16 protein-coding genes and 1 tRNA gene are annotated in these 20,404 nt (G+C 47.1%); 6 read left to right on the top strand and 11 right to left on the bottom strand.

Annotation, left to right across the window (positions count from 1 at the left end; genetic code table 11):
* The first annotated feature begins 35 nt into the window (after nt 1–35).
* From BMW79_RS22580 to BMW79_RS22595, 4 genes are all read left to right on the top strand, one after another.
* Nucleotides 36–449 carry a helix-turn-helix transcriptional regulator gene (locus BMW79_RS22580; RefSeq protein ID WP_218150413.1) on the top strand — a complete coding sequence of 138 codons (414 nt, stop codon included), beginning with the start codon at nt 36–38 and terminating at the stop codon, nt 447–449.
* Nucleotides 450–1,154: 705 nt separating this feature from the next.
* Complete coding sequence (locus BMW79_RS22585) at nt 1,155–1,964, top strand: SMODS-associated NUDIX domain-containing protein (protein ID WP_089898341.1); 810 nt, start codon at nt 1,155–1,157, stop codon at nt 1,962–1,964.
* The gene (locus tag BMW79_RS22590) at nt 1,964–3,106 is read left to right on the top strand and encodes a nucleotidyltransferase domain-containing protein (protein ID WP_089898343.1); all 1,143 of its coding nucleotides are present in this window, start codon (nt 1,964–1,966) and stop codon (nt 3,104–3,106) included. The genes BMW79_RS22585 and BMW79_RS22590 overlap by 1 nt, the downstream gene beginning before the upstream one ends.
* On the top strand, nt 3,090–3,509 hold the full coding sequence (locus tag BMW79_RS22595) for a hypothetical protein (protein ID WP_089898345.1): 420 nt from the start codon (nt 3,090–3,092) through the stop codon (nt 3,507–3,509). The genes BMW79_RS22590 and BMW79_RS22595 overlap by 17 nt, the downstream gene beginning before the upstream one ends.
* 608 nt (nt 3,510–4,117) lie before the next feature.
* Here the strand turns inward: BMW79_RS22595 and BMW79_RS22600 are convergent.
* Nucleotides 4,118–5,353, bottom strand: a complete 1,236-nt coding sequence (locus BMW79_RS22600; RefSeq protein ID WP_089898347.1) for a site-specific integrase — start codon at nt 5,351–5,353, stop codon at nt 4,118–4,120.
* 263 nt (nt 5,354–5,616) lie between these two features.
* A tRNA-Lys gene (locus BMW79_RS22605) sits at nt 5,617–5,689 on the bottom strand.
* Between the two features lie 98 nt (nt 5,690–5,787).
* On the opposite strand from BMW79_RS22605, the gene BMW79_RS22610 reads away from it, so the two are divergent.
* A complete protein-coding gene (locus BMW79_RS22610) occupies nt 5,788–6,267 on the top strand; it encodes a hypothetical protein (RefSeq protein WP_089898349.1) in 480 nt (159 codons plus the stop codon).
* On the opposite strand, the gene BMW79_RS22615 is transcribed toward BMW79_RS22610, so the two are convergent.
* The 5 genes from BMW79_RS22615 to BMW79_RS22635 are packed head-to-tail and all read right to left on the bottom strand — an operon-like array spanning nt 6,248 to nt 14,126.
* Nucleotides 6,248–6,940: a 4'-phosphopantetheinyl transferase family protein gene (locus BMW79_RS22615; RefSeq protein WP_089898351.1), complete on the bottom strand. Its 693-nt coding sequence runs from the start codon at nt 6,938–6,940 to the stop codon at nt 6,248–6,250. The two genes, BMW79_RS22610 and BMW79_RS22615, sit on opposite strands and share 20 nt — an antisense overlap.
* Nucleotides 6,915–7,661 (bottom strand): 23S rRNA pseudouridine(2604) synthase RluF, encoded by a 747-nt coding sequence (gene rluF, locus BMW79_RS22620; protein WP_089904097.1) that lies wholly within the window; start codon nt 7,659–7,661, stop codon nt 6,915–6,917. The genes BMW79_RS22615 and rluF overlap by 26 nt, the downstream gene beginning before the upstream one ends.
* A 25-nt stretch (nt 7,662–7,686) precedes the next feature.
* Complete coding sequence (locus BMW79_RS22625) at nt 7,687–8,598, bottom strand: hypothetical protein (protein WP_089898353.1); 912 nt, start codon at nt 8,596–8,598, stop codon at nt 7,687–7,689.
* A gap of 29 nt (nt 8,599–8,627) precedes the next feature.
* Nucleotides 8,628–13,655 (bottom strand): DUF4132 domain-containing protein, encoded by a 5,028-nt coding sequence (locus BMW79_RS22630; protein ID WP_089898355.1) that lies wholly within the window; start codon nt 13,653–13,655, stop codon nt 8,628–8,630.
* 45 nt (nt 13,656–13,700) lie between these two features.
* Nucleotides 13,701–14,126 (bottom strand): hypothetical protein, encoded by a 426-nt coding sequence (locus BMW79_RS22635; protein WP_089898357.1) that lies wholly within the window; start codon nt 14,124–14,126, stop codon nt 13,701–13,703.
* Between the two features lie 129 nt (nt 14,127–14,255).
* Here BMW79_RS22635 and BMW79_RS22640 point away from each other — a divergent pair, with 129 nt between their 5' ends.
* Nucleotides 14,256–16,202, top strand: coding sequence for a lectin-like domain-containing protein (locus BMW79_RS22640; protein ID WP_089898359.1), 1,947 nt, complete (start codon nt 14,256–14,258; stop codon nt 16,200–16,202).
* Nucleotides 16,203–16,223: 21 nt separating this feature from the next.
* Here BMW79_RS22640 and BMW79_RS22645 read toward each other — a convergent pair whose 3' ends face one another.
* The 4 genes from BMW79_RS22645 to BMW79_RS22660 form a co-directional block, all read right to left on the bottom strand.
* Nucleotides 16,224–17,288, bottom strand: coding sequence for a 3-oxoacyl-ACP synthase III family protein (locus BMW79_RS22645; protein ID WP_089898361.1), 1,065 nt, complete (start codon nt 17,286–17,288; stop codon nt 16,224–16,226).
* Between the two features lie 143 nt (nt 17,289–17,431).
* On the bottom strand, nt 17,432–18,373 hold the full coding sequence (locus tag BMW79_RS22650; RefSeq protein ID WP_089898363.1) for a DUF6515 family protein: 942 nt from the start codon (nt 18,371–18,373) through the stop codon (nt 17,432–17,434).
* A gap of 73 nt (nt 18,374–18,446) precedes the next feature.
* A complete protein-coding gene (locus tag BMW79_RS22655) occupies nt 18,447–19,457 on the bottom strand; it encodes an LLM class flavin-dependent oxidoreductase (protein ID WP_089898365.1) in 1,011 nt (336 codons plus the stop codon).
* 105 nt (nt 19,458–19,562) lie between these two features.
* Nucleotides 19,563–20,312: a type 1 glutamine amidotransferase domain-containing protein gene (locus tag BMW79_RS22660; protein ID WP_089898367.1), complete on the bottom strand. Its 750-nt coding sequence runs from the start codon at nt 20,310–20,312 to the stop codon at nt 19,563–19,565.
* Between the last annotated feature and the right edge of the window lie 92 nt (nt 20,313–20,404).

A 20,404-nucleotide genomic window follows, 5' to 3' on the forward strand; every position in this document is an offset into this window, starting at 1 on the left:
AAACCATTATATTTGTAGCTATGATAAACACTGATATGCCCAATAAAGTACACGAAGGAAAGAATATTAAACGCTTCCGCGAGATGCTAGGCATGAAGCAGGATGCACTGGCTTTTGAATTAGGAGATGATTGGAATCAGAAGAAAGTTTCCCTATTGGAAGGGAAAGAAACAGTGGAACAAGAGATATTAGAGCAAGTAGCAAAGATATTGAAAGTATCTCCCGAAGCTATTAAAAACTTCAATGAAGAAGCAGCAATCAATATTATATCCAACACATTTTCACATAACCAACAGGCAGGTGCTTACATAGTAAATAACAATCCTACTTTTAATCCAATCGACAAAATCGTGCAACTGTACGATGAGAAAATAGAACTCTACGAGCGGATGCTTGCCAGTGAAAAAGAAAAAAACGAGCTGCTACAGGGCAAGCAACCAAAGAAATAACATTACGATAGTACTCTATCCATACATCTAAGCCACTGCTTTTGCAGTGGCTTTTTTCTTTTCACCGGCCCCAATCTACCCTTAAATCTCCGCTGTATTTACCCCTTTGCGACCACCGGGAGCGAAGGGCAAGCGGTTTTTGCGAAGCAAAAACACCGCTTGCTAACGGAGCGAAGCCCGTTTCGAATCCGAGAAAGGGATGCCGAAGGCGGCCCTTTCAGTCATCGCATACAGGCGGCAAGGCCGTCTGTATAATCTTCCTGTCCGACAGCACTTCCACCCGTTATAATTATTCCAAAAAATTTCTACTTTACAAAAAACCGGCTATTTTAAATTGATAATCAATAATTTAAAAAAATCCTGTTTTTTGGAACAGAACATGAAAACAAAGGTTAATATTATTTACAGCGAGATATCATACAGATCAGGTTCGGCCTGACATATTTACACAAAAGAGTTATTTTTTAAAAAAAATTAATAATTTAATCTTTAATTATATATAAATATTAAATTATTACATAATGTAATTGTGGCAGAAACAAGGTCAGCTATATCGATTTAGCCATAACAAATCACTGACAAAACTGTCATATATTGATAACCAACTATTTACATACAAAATTACTAATGAATTGTTAATAATATGTTAGAATTGATGGATGGCTTGCATTTTGACAAAAGATCGCCAAATCAATAATTTCATTAATGAATAAAAAAAGTATAATACAATTTTTAGCCGCGTGTGTAGCATTTATATTAACACTTGTGCTAATAAAGGAGCCTTCAGATAGGGCTGGATGGATAAAGTTCGATCTTGGTTTGCTATCAGCGTCACTAATTGAATTTGTCGTCTACATCTGGGAGAATCATAAGAAAATCAAACTTATCTTGTCTACCACGTTTATTAACCCCAACAGTGAGATACGAGTATCAATAGCTTATTTATTTAGAATCTCTATTAATGGTAAATATTTTTTAGTACGAAACCATAGGGATCAACCGGGTTATCAGCCTGTCGGAGGCGTTTATCGTTATTCAAAGGAAGGAACTACTCACGATTTTACTGAAATCGACGCGATCCCCTGTACGTACATGGAAGTGGCTGCCCATAGCCGAAATGACCTCCGTCTGATTATAAAGAAGCGGAAAATGTTGAGGCGCTTTTTATCATGGTTTGAATCTAGAAAAAACCGTGAAATTGATCCCCACCGGGAGTTTCATGAGGAACTTGTTGAAGAGGGACTGGTTTCTGCGAACACCTTTCCATATATCCAGTACGACTTCATCAAAAAAAACATGACATCAATTCAACGTTCAAAAAAGTGGCCAGTAGATGAGTTTCTATATGCTGATATTTTTGAGCTTAATTGGGAGAATGAAGAGCAAAAAGCTGCATTTGAAAAGTTGCTCAATGAGGAAAGTGAAAAATACATTTTTGCAACCGCTGATGAAATCAAGACGGGTTATACCGCTAGCGGGAAAGTAATTCTAGAACACAGTAAAAAAATCCTGTAATGTTAATATTTAAAGAAAAAAATACACAACTCGATGACCTGTTGGATAAGATGGCGGAAAGCATCCAACTAAACAGGACGAGAAAAGAGAAGATGGAAGAAGCGTATGCAGCCGTCTGCAACTGGCTGAAAGATGATGATGAATTCTTCAAGGATGTCGATTTTGAAGTTTATCCTCAGGGTTCGGTTAAGACAGGCACGACGATCCGACCTAATATAGGTGATGAATTTGATTTAGATATAGTTGTCCACCTCCAACTTGATTGGCAGAAGCATACCCCTTCGTATATATACAATCAGCTGAAACGTCGCCTTATGGCTTCGGGAACATATGCAGAGATGATTGAACTAAAAAACAGATGCATCAGACTCAACTATGCCGGCGAATTCCACATGGATATTCTACCTGGTTGCCAGCGGACTTATTCTGATGAGGATAGAATACTGGTTCCTGACAGAGCATTGGGAAAATGGACGCCAAGTAGCCCCCGTGCTTATGCCAAATGGTTTATTGATAGGGCAAATTCAATTGAAACATCCCTTCTGGAAAAGGCATACTCACTAGAAGACCTACCTCCAGACTCGTTTATGGACAAAAAACCGCTACAACGGGCAGTTCAATTGATAAAAAAAGCGAGAGATGTATTTTTCGATGACGATGAAGACTATGCACCATCGAGCATCATACTAACTACGCTAGCAGGGCATTATTATCAAAATGATGACTCGATCTTCGGCGCAATTTCGGGGATAATGACAGGAATAAGTCAACTAATTACATCAAGTAAGGATTCGCAGTTCAAACTTTACAATCCAGTTGATATCACAGAAGAATTTACCGATAAATGGAACAATGATAAAAAGCACTATACTCAATTCAAGCTTTTTGTCAATCATTTCAATTCCGTATGGTCGGAACTACAAACCGGAAGGTTGACCATTTTACAGGAAGATGAATTAATAAAATCATTGTTCGGAGATGCCGCTTACGATAAAGCGATTCGCCTACAAGCAGAGCTGGTAGAAAAATATCGTGCTAATCAAAAACTTCTGATGGAAAAAAAGACAGGGATCTTGACCAGCGCGAGTGTCGCAGGCACAATTCCGGTGCCTAAAAACACTTTTGATGGGAGGAAAATATAATAAAATTAAAGGAAGAAATCTTGGAGAGCAGGCGGCGTACATCAAATCACAGTACCCTGAATTCAAAGCTTACGTTGAAAAAGGGCAACTTCACATAAAAGGTTACTGCCAGCCAACGGCTCGGAGTCAGCAATATAATTTTACAATAAAGTACATTCCTGGTAAAATTCCAGAGGTAAAAATTACATCTCCGAAGCTAATCCTAAATAAGAACCTCAAAAAATTGCACCATACCTACGATGGTGAAAAGCTTTGCCTGTTCTTTCCAGACTTTGAAGAGTTCAATAGTTCAAAGTTAATGGGTGATACGATTATCCCATGGATTACATTATGGCTGTATTATTATGAACTCTCTGTAAATGATAGCACCGGATCATGGTTGGGCGGAGGAACCACTCATTAAAATGCAGCTTTTGGGGTGCCGTTTTTCTATTAAAGACAATTGGCATCAACCTAAGTGATCCTTTAATATTCAAATCAGCATAAAGTAAACTCCCGACAAATATTCACCTGCTGAAGGAAGAAAACACGGGATTTGACTTTGAAGTGACGAATTTCCACACTCTTAACCCATGTGTGGATGGTTGGCTTTGTAACCTGGAACCATTGACAAACCTTTGCATTTTGTAAAGGGCCTTTCGGGTTAACTCGGGTTTCCTAAATAAAGGTCGAAGCGTGGAACTATCTATCCAAAACCAATTAAATGTTGAGTAATAACCTTGACCCCTAAAAATTCTAAAGGGGTTAAAACCAGCGCCCGACTTCGGAGGGAAAGCGCTAAAAAGGCAGGTTGTGATACAACCTGTTATCTTGCTAATTTCTGCGAAGCTGGAAATTGAGGGACAATTTGACAGAATACCTCTAACACATTATAACATGCCGGTGAAAAAAAAATACCCGCGAAAATAAAAAGCGCCTTATAAACAAATGTTTTTTCATGAAGCCCTGTAGTGATCTACCGTTGAAAAAACATTTGTTTATAAGGCGCAAGCCCGCAGCAGCGACACCAGGTTAAACTGTCCTCTGCAATCCTACTCCAGGAGCAGCCAACCGATCCCGCAACGCCCGCATATTATTACTAACCTTCTGCTGTGTGATCTTCGCATAAATCTGTGTAGTGCGGATACATTTATGCCCTAACATCTGGCTCACCGTTTCAATGGGCACATCATTTTCCAGCGTCACTGTGGTAGCAAAAGTATGCCGCGCTGTGTGCGTCGTTAAATGCTTCTTAATGTCGCATAGCGTGGCTATTTCCTGTAGATAGGCATTATACCGCTGGTTACTATTAACGGGCAATAAACGGCGATGTAATTGGCAATACGGGGATTCTTTGTATCGGTTTACTATCTCCAACGGAATAGGTAGCAACGGCACCCGCTCGGCTGTTTGGGTTTTCTCTCTATCCTTCACTATCCATCTTTCGCCATCAATGCCAATCACGAGGTTATCTGGTGTAAGGTGCAATACATTTGTGTAGGCGTAGCCAGTAAAGCAGCAGAACAGATAAATATCGCGTACCTCTGCCAATCGTGGAATCAGCTGTTTGTTATACAAGGCCATAATTTCATCCATCGTAAGCCGCTCCCGCTGCGGATCTTCATAGGTACATTTAAACCCTGCCAACGGGCTAACGACTAACCAGCCCTGATCTACAGCTAATTTAAGCATCTGCTTTAAAATCTTCACATACTTCATAGCAGTGTTGGCTCCTATTTCCTGCACCGTAGTGAGGAAATGCTCAAAATCCGGGGCAAAAGAAAAACGAATTTCGGATAATGGTCTATCTGATACATGGTACTGGGCTTTCAGAAAGGCGATCACCTTTTCTTTAGTGATCTCAAAGCGCTTCAGCGTTCGCCCGGATTTTTTCCCGGCTTTTACCTTCTCTGCAAACCGGCGGTTATGGAAGTCTATCACTTCGCATAAAGTCCGGGAGTGTTCCGTAATTCCCGCGAAAGAATTTTTAACAGCAGCAGCGGTTACCGGTTCACCCGATGTAACTAAAAGGCTGTAATGCTTGTGTAGATTGGCTTTCAGGGTGAGTAACTGTCGGTTAATCGCCTGTGCTTCTTCGGAGTTTCCTTTAACACATTGAGCGGAGGCATTCCATAATGCCGGGGTTACATACTGATACGTGGAAAGTTCTGCACGTTTGCCGCCTACGCTGACGCGAAGATAGATAGCGGGCGTATTGTTTTTAGTACGGCTCTTGTTGAGCCAGAAAAGAACAGAAAAGCTGGTCATACGACACTTGTTTTAAGTTAACCAAAATTGTTTCAATTGCACTTATCCTGACATCACTTAACATTGATCAAACGCAATACAGTATAGCATTTAAGGCCAGTGACGGTTAGCACAATTTAATGAATCTATTGCTAACCTCAACGCTCACTTTTCTATCCTTACTTATCTTTTCACACAATTACCACTAAAAACAAAAAAACCTTGTAGAATCAGCTTCTACAAGGTTTTAATTACGTCAGCGTACCTATTTTTACGCTCCTTCGTGATCCCCTTGGGACTCGAACCCAAGACCCATACATTAAAAGTGTATTGCTCTACCAACTGAGCTAGGGAATCTGCTACCACGTTCATTCTTAATGGGTTGCAAAGATAGAAAATCCCTTCAATCCTCCAAATTTTTTTTCAGAAAAAATAAAAATAACTTCAGGAAGTATATGAAAAAGTACCTCCTCTTAGCATTACCTATGCTCGCCTGTAGCTCCCAGAAATCATACACCTACACCCGTGGTGCCGACGGACTTTTATACCAGCAGCAACGCGACGATGACGGCTTCACCATCCCCTGGAAAACAAAAAAGAAACGCGCCGCTGTACAGCCCACTATTTTATTTGTAGAGTCAGTAAAAGATTTCCGCCGCAGCTTTCACCATTTCCCGCAGGATATGTGGAGCCTGCAAAATATGAACGACAGAAGCCGCAACGCGTTCCAGGATATGAAATCACTCGGATTCACGGATCTGTACCTCGATTATGTACTGGTCGATTCTTTTGTAGTCGGGTACACGCATAAACCGGTGTATGAGCAGCGCATCGGCCGCACAACGTTACCGGGCCGTGATGTAACAGGTAAGTTCATTTTCACTTATAACCGGCAGGATTCTTCCTTTAGCTATATCAGGAAACAGGATAAGTAAGTGTTTTCAATACTGCCAGATCTATTTCGCTCCGTAGCGGCAGTACGAGGGAACAGGCCATAGGCCCCGCCATCCAGCTGATGGCTTTGTATTGCGGAAAATGGGCGAAGGTAACAATCAGAAATCCGGACTCAAAAGATACCGCTGCCACGGCCAGCAACTCCAGGTCAATGGTCAATCCCGTCTTTAGTACTTTAGACAGCGCTTCGCGGGCTGTCCAGAGAAGCAGGGGGTCAGCTGCCAACGTGGCTTCAGCGGGCGTTAAAGGCGACAATAAACGCGCATTACGCGTATCTTCTATGTCCACTCCCATCGGATGTCCTTCCGGGAACACCACTGCTATTGCATGACTACCACTATGAGCAATGCTCACCTGTATATTGGAATGCCCCGGGCAATACAGCAATGGCTGACCGAAAACACCGGTCCTTATGCAGATTTCAGCAGCTGGCACCTGCGTAAAATGAGAAGCCGCCAGCTTTGCAGCAAGGCGGCCTGATAAGTAATGTTGTAATGCTTCACCGGTAAGGGTGGTATGCTCTTCCGGATGCAGGAAACCGATAGGTTCCAATAAAGGCAGCGAAGTCACAGCCAGTACCACCGGAACCAATTGTTCATTCCGGGTAACAGGAAGGGTCAGGTATCGGCTATTCGTCCATTCCATCCTGGTCATTGCCTCCTTTTGCTGTTTTGCTGCTGTTGGCTACCAGCGCGTTGAGATTATTCACCTCTTCTTTGGTAAAATACCGCCAGCTGCCTGGTGCAAGGTCTTTTGTAGTCATATTCATGATGCGGGTACGTTTCAGCGCCACTACCTCATAGCCCAGTGCTTCACACATCCGGCGGATCTGCCGGTTAAGGCCCTGGGTCAGGATGATACGGAAACGATTGGCTCCCTCCTGCTGTACAAAGCATTTCTGCGTCATCACACCTAGGATACGGACACCACTGCGCATGTTTTTGAGAAACTCCAGGTCAAACGGTTTATCAACGGTAACAATGTATTCTTTCTCATGCTGATTACCGGCTCTCAGGATCTTATTCACAATATCACCGTCGTTGGTTAAAAAGATCAGTCCTTCAGAACGCTTATCCAGCCGCCCTATCGGGAAAATCCGGGAAGAGAAGTTGACGTAGTCGATGATATTGGTTTTGTCTTTCAGATCCGTAGTGCAGGTGATCCCCTTGGGCTTGTTGAGTGCAATATAAACGGTCGACTTCTTCTTCTTCAACGGCTCCCCGTCTACTTCTACTACATCTCCATCTTTCACCCGGTTACCTTTAGACGCAATGTTGTCATTGATGGTCACCCGGCCCTGTTCAATATATTTATCAGCTTCCCGGCGACTGCAAAAGCCTGTTTCACTGATGTATTTGTTAACGCTTATATCCATATATACCTTTGAAATCAGCTGCAAATTACTTAAAACCCGGCAAAAAGTCCGCGACCGCTCCCGTTTGCAGATCCAGCAGCTTCATGGTAAACAAAAGCACCTGGTGATCGAAATAACCACCAGCTACTCTCCCACGCCCCTGCTCTCCGGGAAGGGTATTCCTTACCTCACCGGTTTGTTTGTACAGAATATATTCCACTCCCCAGCGGTTGCTTTCGGTTGAACTGGCGCTGATACACAGTAATTGATCATCTTCTGTTACTACTAAACCCGTACCGGTGACCCTGCCGCTGTCGCCACCCATATCCGAGAAATTACGCTGCCAGATAGGCCGGAACTGCTGGTCACAGCAAAAAAGCAGGTTTCCTTCGGTCAGCACCAGGTATTGCCCGTTTGTAAAAACAAGCTGGTCAACTTTATCAGAATACGGCGTTTTCACCAGTGAACTACTGAAATCAGCCCCGTCCACACGCAGATAGGCTTTTTTCTTTTCCAGGGGAAAATAAAACACGTCCTGTTCCGGGTTGTAAGTACCGTTTGCCAGCCTGATTTCTGATGGCAGTACGGCAATGGCATCTCCCGTAAGAAGATCCACCCACAACGGTTTCTGGTTATAGGCTTCCAGCAGCAGATGCGTACCCGCCCCGTTAAAGAGCGCATTGTAGTACATATGCCGTTCCGTGCTGTACACCTCTTCCTGCGTATCAATATTCATCACCACCAGCCGCGTCACCAGCTTCCTGGATCCTTTGATCCATTGAGAATTCAATACCAGCCTGCGGGTAGCAGGATGCCAGGCAATCACGCTGTAGCCGGGATATTGCGGCCATTGCTGCACCTGTTCATCCTTGCTGTTATATAACAGCGGAGCAGCTGTCTTTTCCCCGCTACGGGAAAGAAACAGCTGCCTGCTTTCAAAATCTGTAATAACTTCCATTTAATTTTTTTCGGGAGATAGATAACTGGTTAGTTCATGCTAAGCTGCGATAATATCGTCGGATCCTGGATCTCCTGGTCCCTTGCGAGTAACAGTACCTTGGAGATCAATTCCGCAGATTTCGGATCATCGTCGATAAACGGCAGGAAAATACGGCCACGGTGTTGCGAATGTACCGGCAACACAGACAAATACTTACCGGGCAACTGATGCGCAACAGCACTGCCCAGGTGAACGCTGTACTCCCCATGCTGGCCCTTGATGCGGGCATGATGCCCACTCACCGTCACATTATCGATCTTAAACAACCGGAGCGTTTCCGTCAGTAACACCCGCCGCATTTCAATGGAAGAATGACTCGCTTCCGGATCCACGCCACCCACATGCGCCACACTCACCACCAGGTCAATGTCCCGCATCACCTCACTGAATATCAGCGGGGAAATCTGCTCAAATGCCACCGGTTTATGCGTTTTAAGATCATGGAAGATCACCGTTTCCAACGTCGGACTTTCTACATCTGCCGGGGAAAACCAATTGGCCATCGCATATATTTTTGCTACAAAGCCCTCTTTATGGAAAACTTTCTGCAACCCTTCTTCATAGTCTACTTTCCAATGCCGGTTCTTCAGCAAAGCCACGGTCTGACTGGGTTGTACCTGGTGCCCCGCATAACGGCGGGAAATGGATTTCTCCGCCAGTTCATCTGCCAGCGGCACATACAGTTCCCGGAAGATCTGTTTAAACGGCTGCTGCAACTGTTTCTCAAACGCATAACGCTGATAATCGCTCCATACCTTCAAACGATACAGGTCTGAGCTGTGCGCCACAAAAATCTGGTCATCGGCATTCAGCACAAATTCCCGATCTCCCGGCGCATGTAAGGTACCGTCATGATAAAAACCATGCTTCTCTCCCGCTACAAATACGAGCTTCTCCAGGTGCCGCGCAATTACCGGGTGGCCAAATAAATTCGCCAGCTCCGTGTATAAAAAGCTATCGCCTCTTACCATGGCATCTTCCAGCGATTTTTTCGAGCGACTGAACTGCTCCCTTAATATCTTACGGTAATCGTTTAACTCTTCTACTTTCGCATCCTTCTTATATTTCGGCGGAATCGCTTTTAGGGGTTTATCTCCCTTAAACGCCACCACATCGGCCATTCCGGTGGCATCGATCACCAGTCCGATGCTCACATCGTCATACTGCACCTGCGTCTCCTTCGACAAAATTTGCTGTACCTGCCGGGTTTCCATCGCCCAGGTTAAACGGAGCGGATCAGCATATCCCGCATTACGGGCCAGGTTTTCCAGTGCAATCCGGATAGCCAGCGCTTCGCTGGTTTGCTTCTGCGCACCAAACTGCCGGCTTTCCTTCTTAAACTGCTGAAGATATTCATAACGCCCCAGCACATCTTTATCCGGGTTCGCTTTACTCAACGGCACTAAGCCATACATCCGCAGGTAATCCTGGTCACGCTTCTCTTTTATTTTCTGCGTAATTTCTTTTAGTTTGATGTCGCCCGTAATAACGTCAGCGTATAAACGCGCACGGCGATGTTCGTTCCCGTCGCTGATATATTTGGCCGCATCATACACAATCTGCCACCTGGCCTTTCCTATTTCTTTATAGGCTTTCAGGAACCAGTCTTTATCTACCGCACCTATCTTGAAATCGGCCAGGTCTACCGCACTGTAACGCGCTATTTCACTTTCTGCTTCTGCATTCTGCTCTGCCGCGCCAGACGATTTCGTATGTGCATGCATCCACCAGATCGCGGCATCCAGCCCTTTCCAGTTGAGATATTTGCTCACAAATTGTTGCCACTGCGGCGCATATACCGCCGCTTCTATCAACTGCGCCTCACTGATTTTCAACGACTGCAAAGTCTTATCAAAAAGCTCCTGCGTATCTTCTGGTGCAGGAAAACATTTCTTCAATAACGTGCTAAACTGCTGCTGCCGCGTAAAATCATCCGAACCACCATAGATATAACCCCGGTATAGCGTTGTTTTACCCAATCCCGTCAGGATCTCTGCCAGGCGGTTGATACCATATACAGTTTCCAGCTGCGGAACAAATTTCGTTACCGCTGTAGCGGTATCACCCCGCTTCAATTCTATATCCAGGAAATGTTCCCGCACACGGATAAACATTTCTTTCAGGAAAGGAAATTGCCCGAAATAATCAAATGCATCCTTGCGTTGCCGCGTCTGCGACAACAGCCGCAGATTATCCTTGCTGATCAATCCACGGTACATTTCACTTTCAGAAATTAACCCTGCCTCGTAAGCGCTGCAAAACAATGTCAACGGTGGCAGCTCCTCTATTACCTCAATACCTGTAAACTGCCGCCAGTGGTACAATTGCCATGCCTGCGCTATTTCATCGCCTGCCAGCTTACCTGTATTCACCAGATCCGGCAGCTTATTCAATACGCCTACTTTTTGCCAACCTCCACGGGTATACGGATATTGTTTACCATCCGATTGATACGATAATACTTCCGGCGTAAAAGAGGCAAACAACCTCCGGGTTGCACCCAGCAGAAACGCATTCCGCTCCGCAAACGGATGGATCAGCTGCAAAGCTGTTAACACCCGCATCAAAGGATTGGACCACCGGTAAGTATGCTTTGTACGGCATGCTTCCGGTATCAGCAATTCAAAAGCAGGATAGTAGGCCGCTGTTAACTGCTGCCACGTTTCGCCCTGCTCCTGCTTATCCAGTAACAACGTATTCAGTATGAAAATATCCCGTGGCTGTATATGGTGTTCCTGGTACCATTGCTCCCATACCTCCGGCAAAGGGTAAGCTGCATATTCCGCTTCCGGTGATTCAAAGGTATACGAGTAAGGCTTGTTAGCCGAAAACTCGTTTGCAATCAGCACTTTCCTGCGACTCCCGTCATACGATTCTGCCTCGTATTCATGATCACCATTCTCAAGAATCAGCGTGTACAAAGCTTTCAGGGCTTCCTGCATTTGCGTTACCGGCATAGAAAAACCATACTCCCCGGTTTGCAGACATTGCGCATAGTAATCATCCGCATCCGCCACAGGCGCTACCACCGGGGATATCAGCGCGCGGTCAAATAAACCATAGCCGTTTTCCCCGGTGTAATTCCCCTGTTCATTGTCAGCGGATAACTGTAATAATAACATCTCTTCGCGCTGCGAGATATTTTTTCTTTCCTTGAACGATGCCTGCCAGTCGTTGATTTCTTTTACCAACCGGTTGCCCTTTTTCAGTTGCACCGCTATATCGAGACCGGCTAAACGTTGTTCTGCATCCCCTTCCAGCAGTTGCGTAGTCACCGCTGCCACTACATCCTCCTGCTGACGCAGGATCAACGCAATGGCCTTGCTTCTGCCACCAGCGCTTTTGCGCTTGAGTAACTCCACAAATACCGGCATCTCTGTTACAGCAAACTGTTCTTTGCTCAATGCCCGGAAAGCCACATCCACTACAAATTCTCCCCGGTCCTTTAACAGACGGATGGCGAAGTTCCGCTGAAAGGCAGTCAGCGCTGCTACTTTCGACGTTTGCTCATTCCATCCCCAGGCAGCATGTTCCGGAAAAATCTGCCGCGCCAACTGCTCCCTCAGGGAAAGGTTCATCTCATCATAATATCCCATCATGATATCCAGCCGGTCCTGCTGATCACCGATCAGGTGCAGCATTGCCTGCCACACATCATTCCTGTCGAAAGTAATGTTCATCCAGGAAAACACCTGGCTGGTAAATACTTTCTCCTTACCGCTGCTGCGTTCTGCAATAGCATGCAGGCGGCTGAACAGTTCGGGGAAATACTGGTTGTAATGATCACGACGTCCGTGCAGCAACTGGTTGATGCCCGTTACGGCCGCACCTAACACTACTTCCTCTTTATCTTTCAATGCCCTGTAAAGCAGGGGCATGTCTATATTGTAATATTTCGTTTCCCGGGCAAACTTCAGCGCCAGGCAACGCTTCTGCGTATTGCCGGTAGTAAAAAGCTCTTCCAGCAAAGGTTTCGTGACAGCCACATCATATACCCCCTGGGCCCACAGTGCCATGTATACTTCCATGTTATGCTGGCTTTGCAGCGCAGCAGGAATAAGTGCCGGCGTTTCCAGATATTCATGCGCTTTCTCCAGGAATTTTTTTACCGTAGATTCTTTTTCCGCATCCCAGCCAAGACCGGCCCATACATCCACCGCACGCACCACGGAAGAGAAGCGGGTCATCTTATGATCTATCAGCACTTTGATCATGTACTTCAAAGCACCGGTGCTGGTTTCATCCAACGACTCCAGGATGGTCTGCCGCAGGCCTTCCTGGCGTTGCGCGGCCAGTAATAACTTCTCCACCAGTTCCCAGGCCTGCTGTTTTTCACTGTTCAGCAATGCCTTGATAATAGGTCGGGTTACCTTACCAATCGTGTCCTTGTTGAAAATAATATCTTCCATCAGCTGGAATACCGCCTCATTTCCCAGGTCGATAGCCGCTGCCCAGATCCGGTACAGATAGTGACTGTTCAGGGCCTGATCATAGCGGATCTGCTCTGTGATGCTCAGGTCATAACAGATGGTTTGGGTCTTTGGAACGTATACTACCTGGAAGGTCTGCGGTACCGCGTAGATGAGAAAGTTTAACTGGTTAACAAAATATACTTCAGGATCATGGGGAGCGGTAAAAGAGCGGCGATCAGTATTTACCTGGTACATCTGGTAAGGAATCCTTTCCCAGGCATACTTTACATAAGCGGCTTTTTCCTCGCCGAAAAGATATACCAGCAGGTTCCATGCTGCCGGATCATTCCATTGCTGTGCAGGCAATAAGGCAGCTATCCGGTCATAACGTGTATTCTTATACGTTACAGGTCTGCGATAGCCGAAGTTGGGTTCATTCTTTTCTTCAGGAGATTCCAGTAATAACAGCAAACCTAATGCTGCCATATCTTTGGTTAACAAGCGATGCGTGGTGCCGCTGGCATGTACTTCTTCCAGCTCCGCTATTATTTTCTTGAAATAATCAGGGAGTTCCCGGCTTTCCAGGAATTGTTTTGCGTCCATAAATAAAGGTCTTTACTAATCGTGACGGGTTAAAATAATGTCTCTCTACCAGATACTGCCGGCGAGAAAGGTTAACCTTACAAAGGTAATCACTGTATCGTTATTTAACGAAATTTTATCCGGTAAATGCTTCATTTCTTCGTCATTTATAAACACCGCAAACAGGCCGTCCTCAAAGGCCTGCAGGGCTGTTTCCTGCGCTTTCACCGCATCTGCTTTATGTTCGTTGTAGATGCTACCAAAACCGGCTTTTCCGGTAGCTAACCGGTCGTCTGTCTGCTCAGCAGAAAGAAAAGGCAGCAGGTTCTTTTCAAGTGGCTTATCGTTATAGGCGGCTACCTGTTGTTTTACAACAGCCTGCAGCAATTCACGGAGAGAAGGGCTATCTGTTATATCATCCACTTCGAGTAACTGCCTGTCTATAAGCGCATATTTCCTGCCGGGTTGTTTTACACTGATCGTTATTTGCATGTCAACATCACTTTTGGGTCCGGGCAAAACTAAAGAAAAAGGCAATGTCTCCCAATAATTAGCTTTGATCTTAATAACGAAGAATGTAACTTGTTAACGGCAATCTGTCTACCTGCCCGGTTCCCCTATATGAAAAAACTACTATGCCTCTTCATCGGTCTGCTGCTATTGCACCCTTTCCGGCTGACGGGGCAAACGCTGCTCCCTTACATACTGAATGGCGCTGCCACACAGCGTACATGCAATTGCTATGTACTTACCCCGGATCAGCAATTCGTCAGCGGAACCGTATGGAACAAGAACAAAATCAATCTCCGCCAGTCATTCAACTATGTTTTTGATGTAAACCTCGGTTGTAAAGATGATAACGGTGCAGATGGCATCGGCTTCATACTGCAAACCAAAGGCACCAACCTCGGTGCTACAGGCCAGGGCATCGGTTTTAAAGGCATTTCACCTTCCCTCGGCATTATTATAGATACCTGGCAGAACTTCGATGAAAATGATCCGCCCTACGATCATGTGGCCATCCAGATGAATGGCGTATCAGACCATGCTGCTCCCGTAGGGAACCTCACTGCGCCCGTAACCGCACTGGCCAATAGTCCCAATATTGAAGACTGCAACTGGCACCTGTTCCGTATAAAATGGGATGCTACCCTGCAACACATGGAAGTGAGTATAGACAATGAACTCCGTTTAACCCTCGACAAAGACCTCGTTACCGATATTTTCAGCGGAGATCCGGAAGTTTACTGGGGATTTGCCGGCGCCACCGGAGGTAGCTCCAATAAACAGGAATTTTGCGCCGCTTTGCGGCCCGAATTTGATTTTAACCCGCAACAGATATTCTGCGATGGTACCCCCATCCAGTTCAAGGACAATTCCAGCTCTTTTGGCGCCATTACCCGCTGGTGGTGGGACCTCGGTGATGGCACTACTTCTACGGCCCCACAGCCCCCCGCACACCGGTATCCGGGCGCCGGCAACTACCAGGTGAAACTACTGATCGAAGATAACAGCGGCTGCATGTCAGACACCCTGAAAGCACCTTTTATCATAGGTGCCTACCCCGTTGTAGACTTCGGCCCGGATCCCCTCTGCCTGGATGCAAAAATGCAGATGGAAGATCGTACTACCATCGCCGTTGGTTCCGCACAACAATGGGAATGGGACTTTGGCAACGGCGCTACCGCCACCGGTAAAAATCCGATGGCGCCCTATACCACACCCGGATACCGGCAGGTACAACTCACCGTCACCTCTGCACAGGGTTGCAGCGGCAATGCTACCAAATCCATCCTGGTGAGTGAAACACCGCAGGTAAGCGGTATCGGGGAAGATGTGTGCCTCGGCGTTGCCACCCGGTTCTACGGCAGCAACAACACTCCCGGCATTCCGCTGGCACAATGGCGCTGGGACGCGGGCGACGGCGCCACACTCATCAAACAAAACGACAACCACCGCTACGCGGATACAGGTTACTATCCCGCACGGTTATACGCCGTAAGCGCCGACGGGTGCGTATCCCCCACCGTAGATGTTCCCGTCAGGGTTACTTCCGTATTTGCACAGGCAGGGAAAGACACCATCGTTGCAAAAGGACAACCATTGCAACTGCAATCAGGATGGCTCAACGACCGGGTACAATACGCCTGGTCGCCCGCTACCGGTCTTAATAACCCCTATGTATCCAACCCCACGGCTGTATTGCAGAAAGACCAGACCTACCGCCTCCGGGTTACTTCTCCGGAAGGCTGCAGCAGTGAAGATGATATTAATGTGAAAGTATATGAAGGTCCGGAGTTCTACGTCCCCAATGCTTTTACGCCCAACAACGATGGGAGGAACGACATTTTCAGGGTGATCGCCGCCGGCGTACCCAAACTCGACTTCTTTATTATCTGGAACCGCTGGGGACAGGAAGTATTCCGCAGCGCAGAACTCCCCGGTGGCTGGAATGGCACCTGGCAGGGCCAGCCCTCTCCTGCCGGCACCTATGTGTGGATGGTGCAGGGCGTGGATTATACCGGACGCCGGTTCAGCAGGAAAGGAACGGTAACGCTTATACGATAAATGACTTCATTACGCCTATGCCTATACGCGGTAAGAAACCGCATTGATGTTCATACCCGCTCCAACAGAAGCAAACAGGATCACCTCGCCGGCATGTACCTCCTGGTTGGCAATCTGTCCCTTCCTCACCATATCAAATAAGGTAGGCACCGTAGCCACGGAACTGTTGCCCAATACATGAATATTCATGGGCATAATGTCTGCAGGAATATCTTTAATGCCGTATAGTAAGTAGAATGCCTTGATGATGGCAATATCCATCTTCTCATTTGCCTGATGGATAAAGATCTTTTTCACATCCGCAATATCAATCCCTCCTGCATCCAGACAAGCCTTCATCGCTTCTGGCACACGTTTCAGGGCAAACTCGTACACCTTGCGGCCCAGCATCTTGATATAACGTACACTTTTATCTGCTTCCGGTGCATAGGATTTCCCCATATAAATATAGTTCAGCTCCTCCATAGCGTATGATTGCGCGCTGGCACTGATGATCCCGGCCTGCGTTTCAGCCACCGCCTCTACTACCACAGCGCCCGCACCATCACTGAAAATCATACTGTCACGGTCGTACTTGTCGATTACCCTGCTCAGCGTTTCTGTACCTATCACCAGGCACTTCTTCGCCAGACCAGCCTTAAAGAACGCATCTGCCTGGATCAAACCCTGGATCCAACCCGGGCAACCGAATAAAATATCATATGGAATACACGAAGGATTACGGATCCCCAAAGCCTGTTTCACACGGGATGCCAGCGATGGCACGGCATCCGACTGGATAGTCTCTGTTAATACGTTACCAAAATTATGTGCTACAATAATCTGATCCAACGTCTCCGGATCTGTCCCTGCATCTTTAATGGCTGCTACGGCCGCTGCTACGGCCATTTCCGTAGCATTCATGTCCAGATCTGCATACCTGCGTTCAGAAATCCCTGTTACCTCCTCAAATTTGCGGATAATGTCCGCTCCTTCCGAAGGTATCCGCTCCTGCCGCTCGCTGTAGAACTCCTGTTGCAAAAAATCATTATTTAGTTTTTTGTTGGCAGGAATGAAGCTACCAGTACCGGTTATAACTGTTCGCATTGTTTGAATCATAGATTGATTTTAAGGCTGCCACCTGACCACCTATACTATAAAGATACAATAAAAAGCTGCCCGGCATATACCCGGGCAGCTGAGTGGAGAATATCCTGCGGGGCACACAAAAGCTCGTTTACGCGTTCACGTTATTCCGCCGCTACTACTTCATAGGCATTCTTTCCGTTATCCGAAAACGGCTGATAGTACGTACCATTGTATACCACATACTTTTTTCCATCCAGCGTTTCTTCTTTCGCGCCGGAAGGAATCTGTGAAACAATCGCGCCTTCCGGCGGAGCCACCACCGTATAGGAAGAACCTGACTTTGAATAAAACGCGCCGCCATAGTAATAGTAATTATTCCCGGAGACGGGGACCATGGTATAACCCGAAGGCAGCGACGTAACTACCGCACCAAGAGGAGCCGGTACTACCGTATACCCACCGCCCGAAGGCGCCGGAGCGTAATAAACACCCTGATCATAATGATATTTCTGATTATTCACCGATACCACGATAGCGGTTACTGCCAGTGTTGTGATCAGAAATCCAACCGGATGCCACACCGGCCCCCAGCTGGTATAAGGCCGGTAAGGATGATAGTAGTAGTTGTACCGGCCCGGATACACCCGGTAAGCCGGACGGTTAATCACCGTTACGTTGCGGTTCACCACATTTACATTGCGGTTCACATTGACATTACGGTTGACGTTTACATTATTGTTGCGGTTAACATTGACGTTGTTATTCTTATTAACGTTGACCCTGTTGTTGTTATTGATCCTTGCGTTGTTATTGTTGTTGACGCGCGCATTGTTGTTCCGGTTAATCTGCGCATTGTTATTCCGGTTAATCCGTTCATTATTATTCCGCGTCTGGTTCAACTGATTATTTGCAGGACGTGCAGCCGCACCTGGCCTGTTTACAGGACGGGCGTTCTGCGCGGGTCTCGCCGCGGGTGCAGGACGGTTCGCCTGTCTGGCAGGTCTTTCCCGCCCACCTCGCTGGCCAAAAGACTCGTGGGAAAAATGCAGGGAGCAAAACAGGAATAGTCCCGTGGTAAATTGCCTGAATGAGGGAAAATGCATAGCTCAGCGTTTATAGGTAAATAACAACAACTATTACTCACCTAACACGCGGCTATGCAGGATTGTTCTGTGTTTATACCAGCCGGTCCGCAATCCCCTTTAACAGCTCATAGGAAAGCAAACGGGCTTCCTGGTCGTAGATATGTGCGGTAGACATCAGTTCATCTACCTGCGTCTCATCCACAAAACGCTGTAATCCTTTTTCTACGGTATCTACGCTGCCAATAAAGGAGCACGACAACATCTGCTGTGCATGCGCAGCTTCATATTCATTCCACACACCCTCCATTGAATCGATGGGAGGTCCCAGCCGGCGCAGTTTTCCACGTATAATACCCAGGAACAGCTGGTAAAAGGAAGTCGCCAGGCGGTTCGCCTCTGCATCTGTACCAGCGGCAATTACGTTTACACAGGCCATCGTGTAGGGCGCTGATAAAAATTCGGAGGGTTTGAAATGCTGCCGGTAAATTTTCAGGGCAGCGTGCAGTTGTGCCGGCGCAAAGTGACTGGCAAAGGCATAAGGCAGGCCCATAGCTGCTGCCAGGTAGGCACTGTCGGTGCTGGAGCCCAGGATCCAGATAGGAATATCAAGGCCCTCTCCCGGAATGGCGCGCACCGCGCTCGTATGATTATCAAACGATAAGTATTGTTGCAGTTCCTGTACCTGCTCCGGAAAATCGTGACCGGCCCCAAGCCTGTCGCGGCGCAAGGCACGGGCGGTTACCTGGTCTGTACCCGGCGCTCTGCCCAGTCCGAGGTCTATCCGGTCGGGGTACAGCGATGCCAGGGTGCCAAACTGCTCTGCCACTACCAGTGGCGCGTGATTAGGCAGCATAATACCGCCGGAGCCTACGCGGATGCTCTGCGTGCCACCGGCAATATATCCCAGCAACACCGCAGTAGCTGAACTGGCCACGCTGACCATATTATGATGCTCTGCCATCCAGAAACGTTTATATCCCAGCTTTTCTACGTGTTGTGCCAGCCGCAGACTGTTCCGGAAAGCATCTGCAGGCGTATTTCCTTCCAATACCGGTGCCAGGTCTAACACTGACAGCGGCCGTTTTATTCCATGCTTACTCATGTTTACAAATTTACTACAATGTGGGCGACGGAAACCGGACTGATAACCTTTAGGTAAGCACCTGGAAATGCCGGATGCAGGAGGAATGGGCGTTAAGGAGGACTTTTAACCCAGCATTTTGATGAACTCCGCAGAGAAACGATACACATCACCGGGCCACCGGGCGGAGAGATAATGACGGTCCTGCACCGTGAAGCCCTTTTCCAGGTGCCGGGGATCGTCGCGGAGCAATGGTAACGGACCGGAAAGGAATTGCCCGGGTTCCCGCAACACCCCGCTTACTTCGGCCTGCACGGTAATGGGATAGGTCAGGTAGTAGTCTTTCAACCAGGCCCTCGTCAGCTGCCAAGCCGTGCGCTCCTGGCTGGCCAGTAAAGCAGTGGTCTTGTAATCGTACAACACGGATAAGCCGGTAACCGGATCTTTACTCCTGGCTGCCAGTACCACGCCATGACAGATCGCCGCCACCGGCTTCTGCCGGATAAAAAAGCGGGAAACTGCCTGCTGCAGCAACGATGACTCCAGGTATACCCGCATCCCTTTATCATGGCCGCCGGGCAACAACAATGCATCAAAATCATCTGTCCGGATATCAGAATATTTCAGGGGATTACAGAAAGCTTCACTGTTGGACATCTGGTGACAAGCAACCACTGCATCTGCACGGGCCTGCAACAACCATTTCCAGATACCTAAACCTTCTCCCCTCAGCATGCGTAGATCTGCCATACTGCTGTAGCCGCCTGGGGTGGCAAATTGCACATCATATCCTTTCGCAGTCAGCAACAGCCAGGGAATAGCCGCTTCTGTAGGATCGAAGCCGTAATCAGGCAATGGCACCAGGACTTTCTTCATTCATGAACATTTAATGTGCAGGCAGTAACAAGAAAAGAAAGATAGGAAAAAAAGTAGTCTGCTGCTAGTAATTGGCTAATTTCATCACATAA

Source organism: Chitinophaga arvensicola, from assembly GCF_900110835.1.
Taxonomy (GTDB): domain Bacteria; phylum Bacteroidota; class Bacteroidia; order Chitinophagales; family Chitinophagaceae; genus Chitinophaga; species Chitinophaga arvensicola.

Bases quoted from the DNA above. Each gene is read 5' to 3' on its own strand.
- BMW79_RS22580 (WP_218150413.1), top strand. From the start codon at position 36: ATGCCCAATAAAGTACACGAAGGAAAGAATATTAAACGCTTCCGCGAG.
- BMW79_RS22585 (WP_089898341.1), top strand. From the start codon at position 1,155: ATGAATAAAAAAAGTATAATACAATTTTTAGCCGCGTGTGTAGCATTT.
- BMW79_RS22590 (WP_089898343.1), top strand. From the start codon at position 1,964: ATGTTAATATTTAAAGAAAAAAATACACAACTCGATGACCTGTTGGAT.
- BMW79_RS22595 (WP_089898345.1), top strand. From the start codon at position 3,090: ATGGGAGGAAAATATAATAAAATTAAAGGAAGAAATCTTGGAGAGCAG.
- BMW79_RS22600 (WP_089898347.1), bottom strand. From the start codon at position 5,353: ATGACCAGCTTTTCTGTTCTTTTCTGGCTCAACAAGAGCCGTACTAAA.
- BMW79_RS22610 (WP_089898349.1), top strand. From the start codon at position 5,788: ATGAAAAAGTACCTCCTCTTAGCATTACCTATGCTCGCCTGTAGCTCC.
- BMW79_RS22615 (WP_089898351.1), bottom strand. From the start codon at position 6,940: ATGACCAGGATGGAATGGACGAATAGCCGATACCTGACCCTTCCTGTT.
- rluF (WP_089904097.1), bottom strand. From the start codon at position 7,661: ATGGATATAAGCGTTAACAAATACATCAGTGAAACAGGCTTTTGCAGT.
- BMW79_RS22625 (WP_089898353.1), bottom strand. From the start codon at position 8,598: ATGGAAGTTATTACAGATTTTGAAAGCAGGCAGCTGTTTCTTTCCCGT.
- BMW79_RS22630 (WP_089898355.1), bottom strand. From the start codon at position 13,655: ATGGACGCAAAACAATTCCTGGAAAGCCGGGAACTCCCTGATTATTTC.
- BMW79_RS22635 (WP_089898357.1), bottom strand. From the start codon at position 14,126: ATGCAAATAACGATCAGTGTAAAACAACCCGGCAGGAAATATGCGCTT.
- BMW79_RS22640 (WP_089898359.1), top strand. From the start codon at position 14,256: ATGAAAAAACTACTATGCCTCTTCATCGGTCTGCTGCTATTGCACCCT.
- BMW79_RS22645 (WP_089898361.1), bottom strand. From the start codon at position 17,288: ATGCGAACAGTTATAACCGGTACTGGTAGCTTCATTCCTGCCAACAAA.
- BMW79_RS22650 (WP_089898363.1), bottom strand. From the start codon at position 18,373: ATGCATTTTCCCTCATTCAGGCAATTTACCACGGGACTATTCCTGTTT.
- BMW79_RS22655 (WP_089898365.1), bottom strand. From the start codon at position 19,457: ATGAGTAAGCATGGAATAAAACGGCCGCTGTCAGTGTTAGACCTGGCA.
- BMW79_RS22660 (WP_089898367.1), bottom strand. From the start codon at position 20,312: ATGAAGAAAGTCCTGGTGCCATTGCCTGATTACGGCTTCGATCCTACA.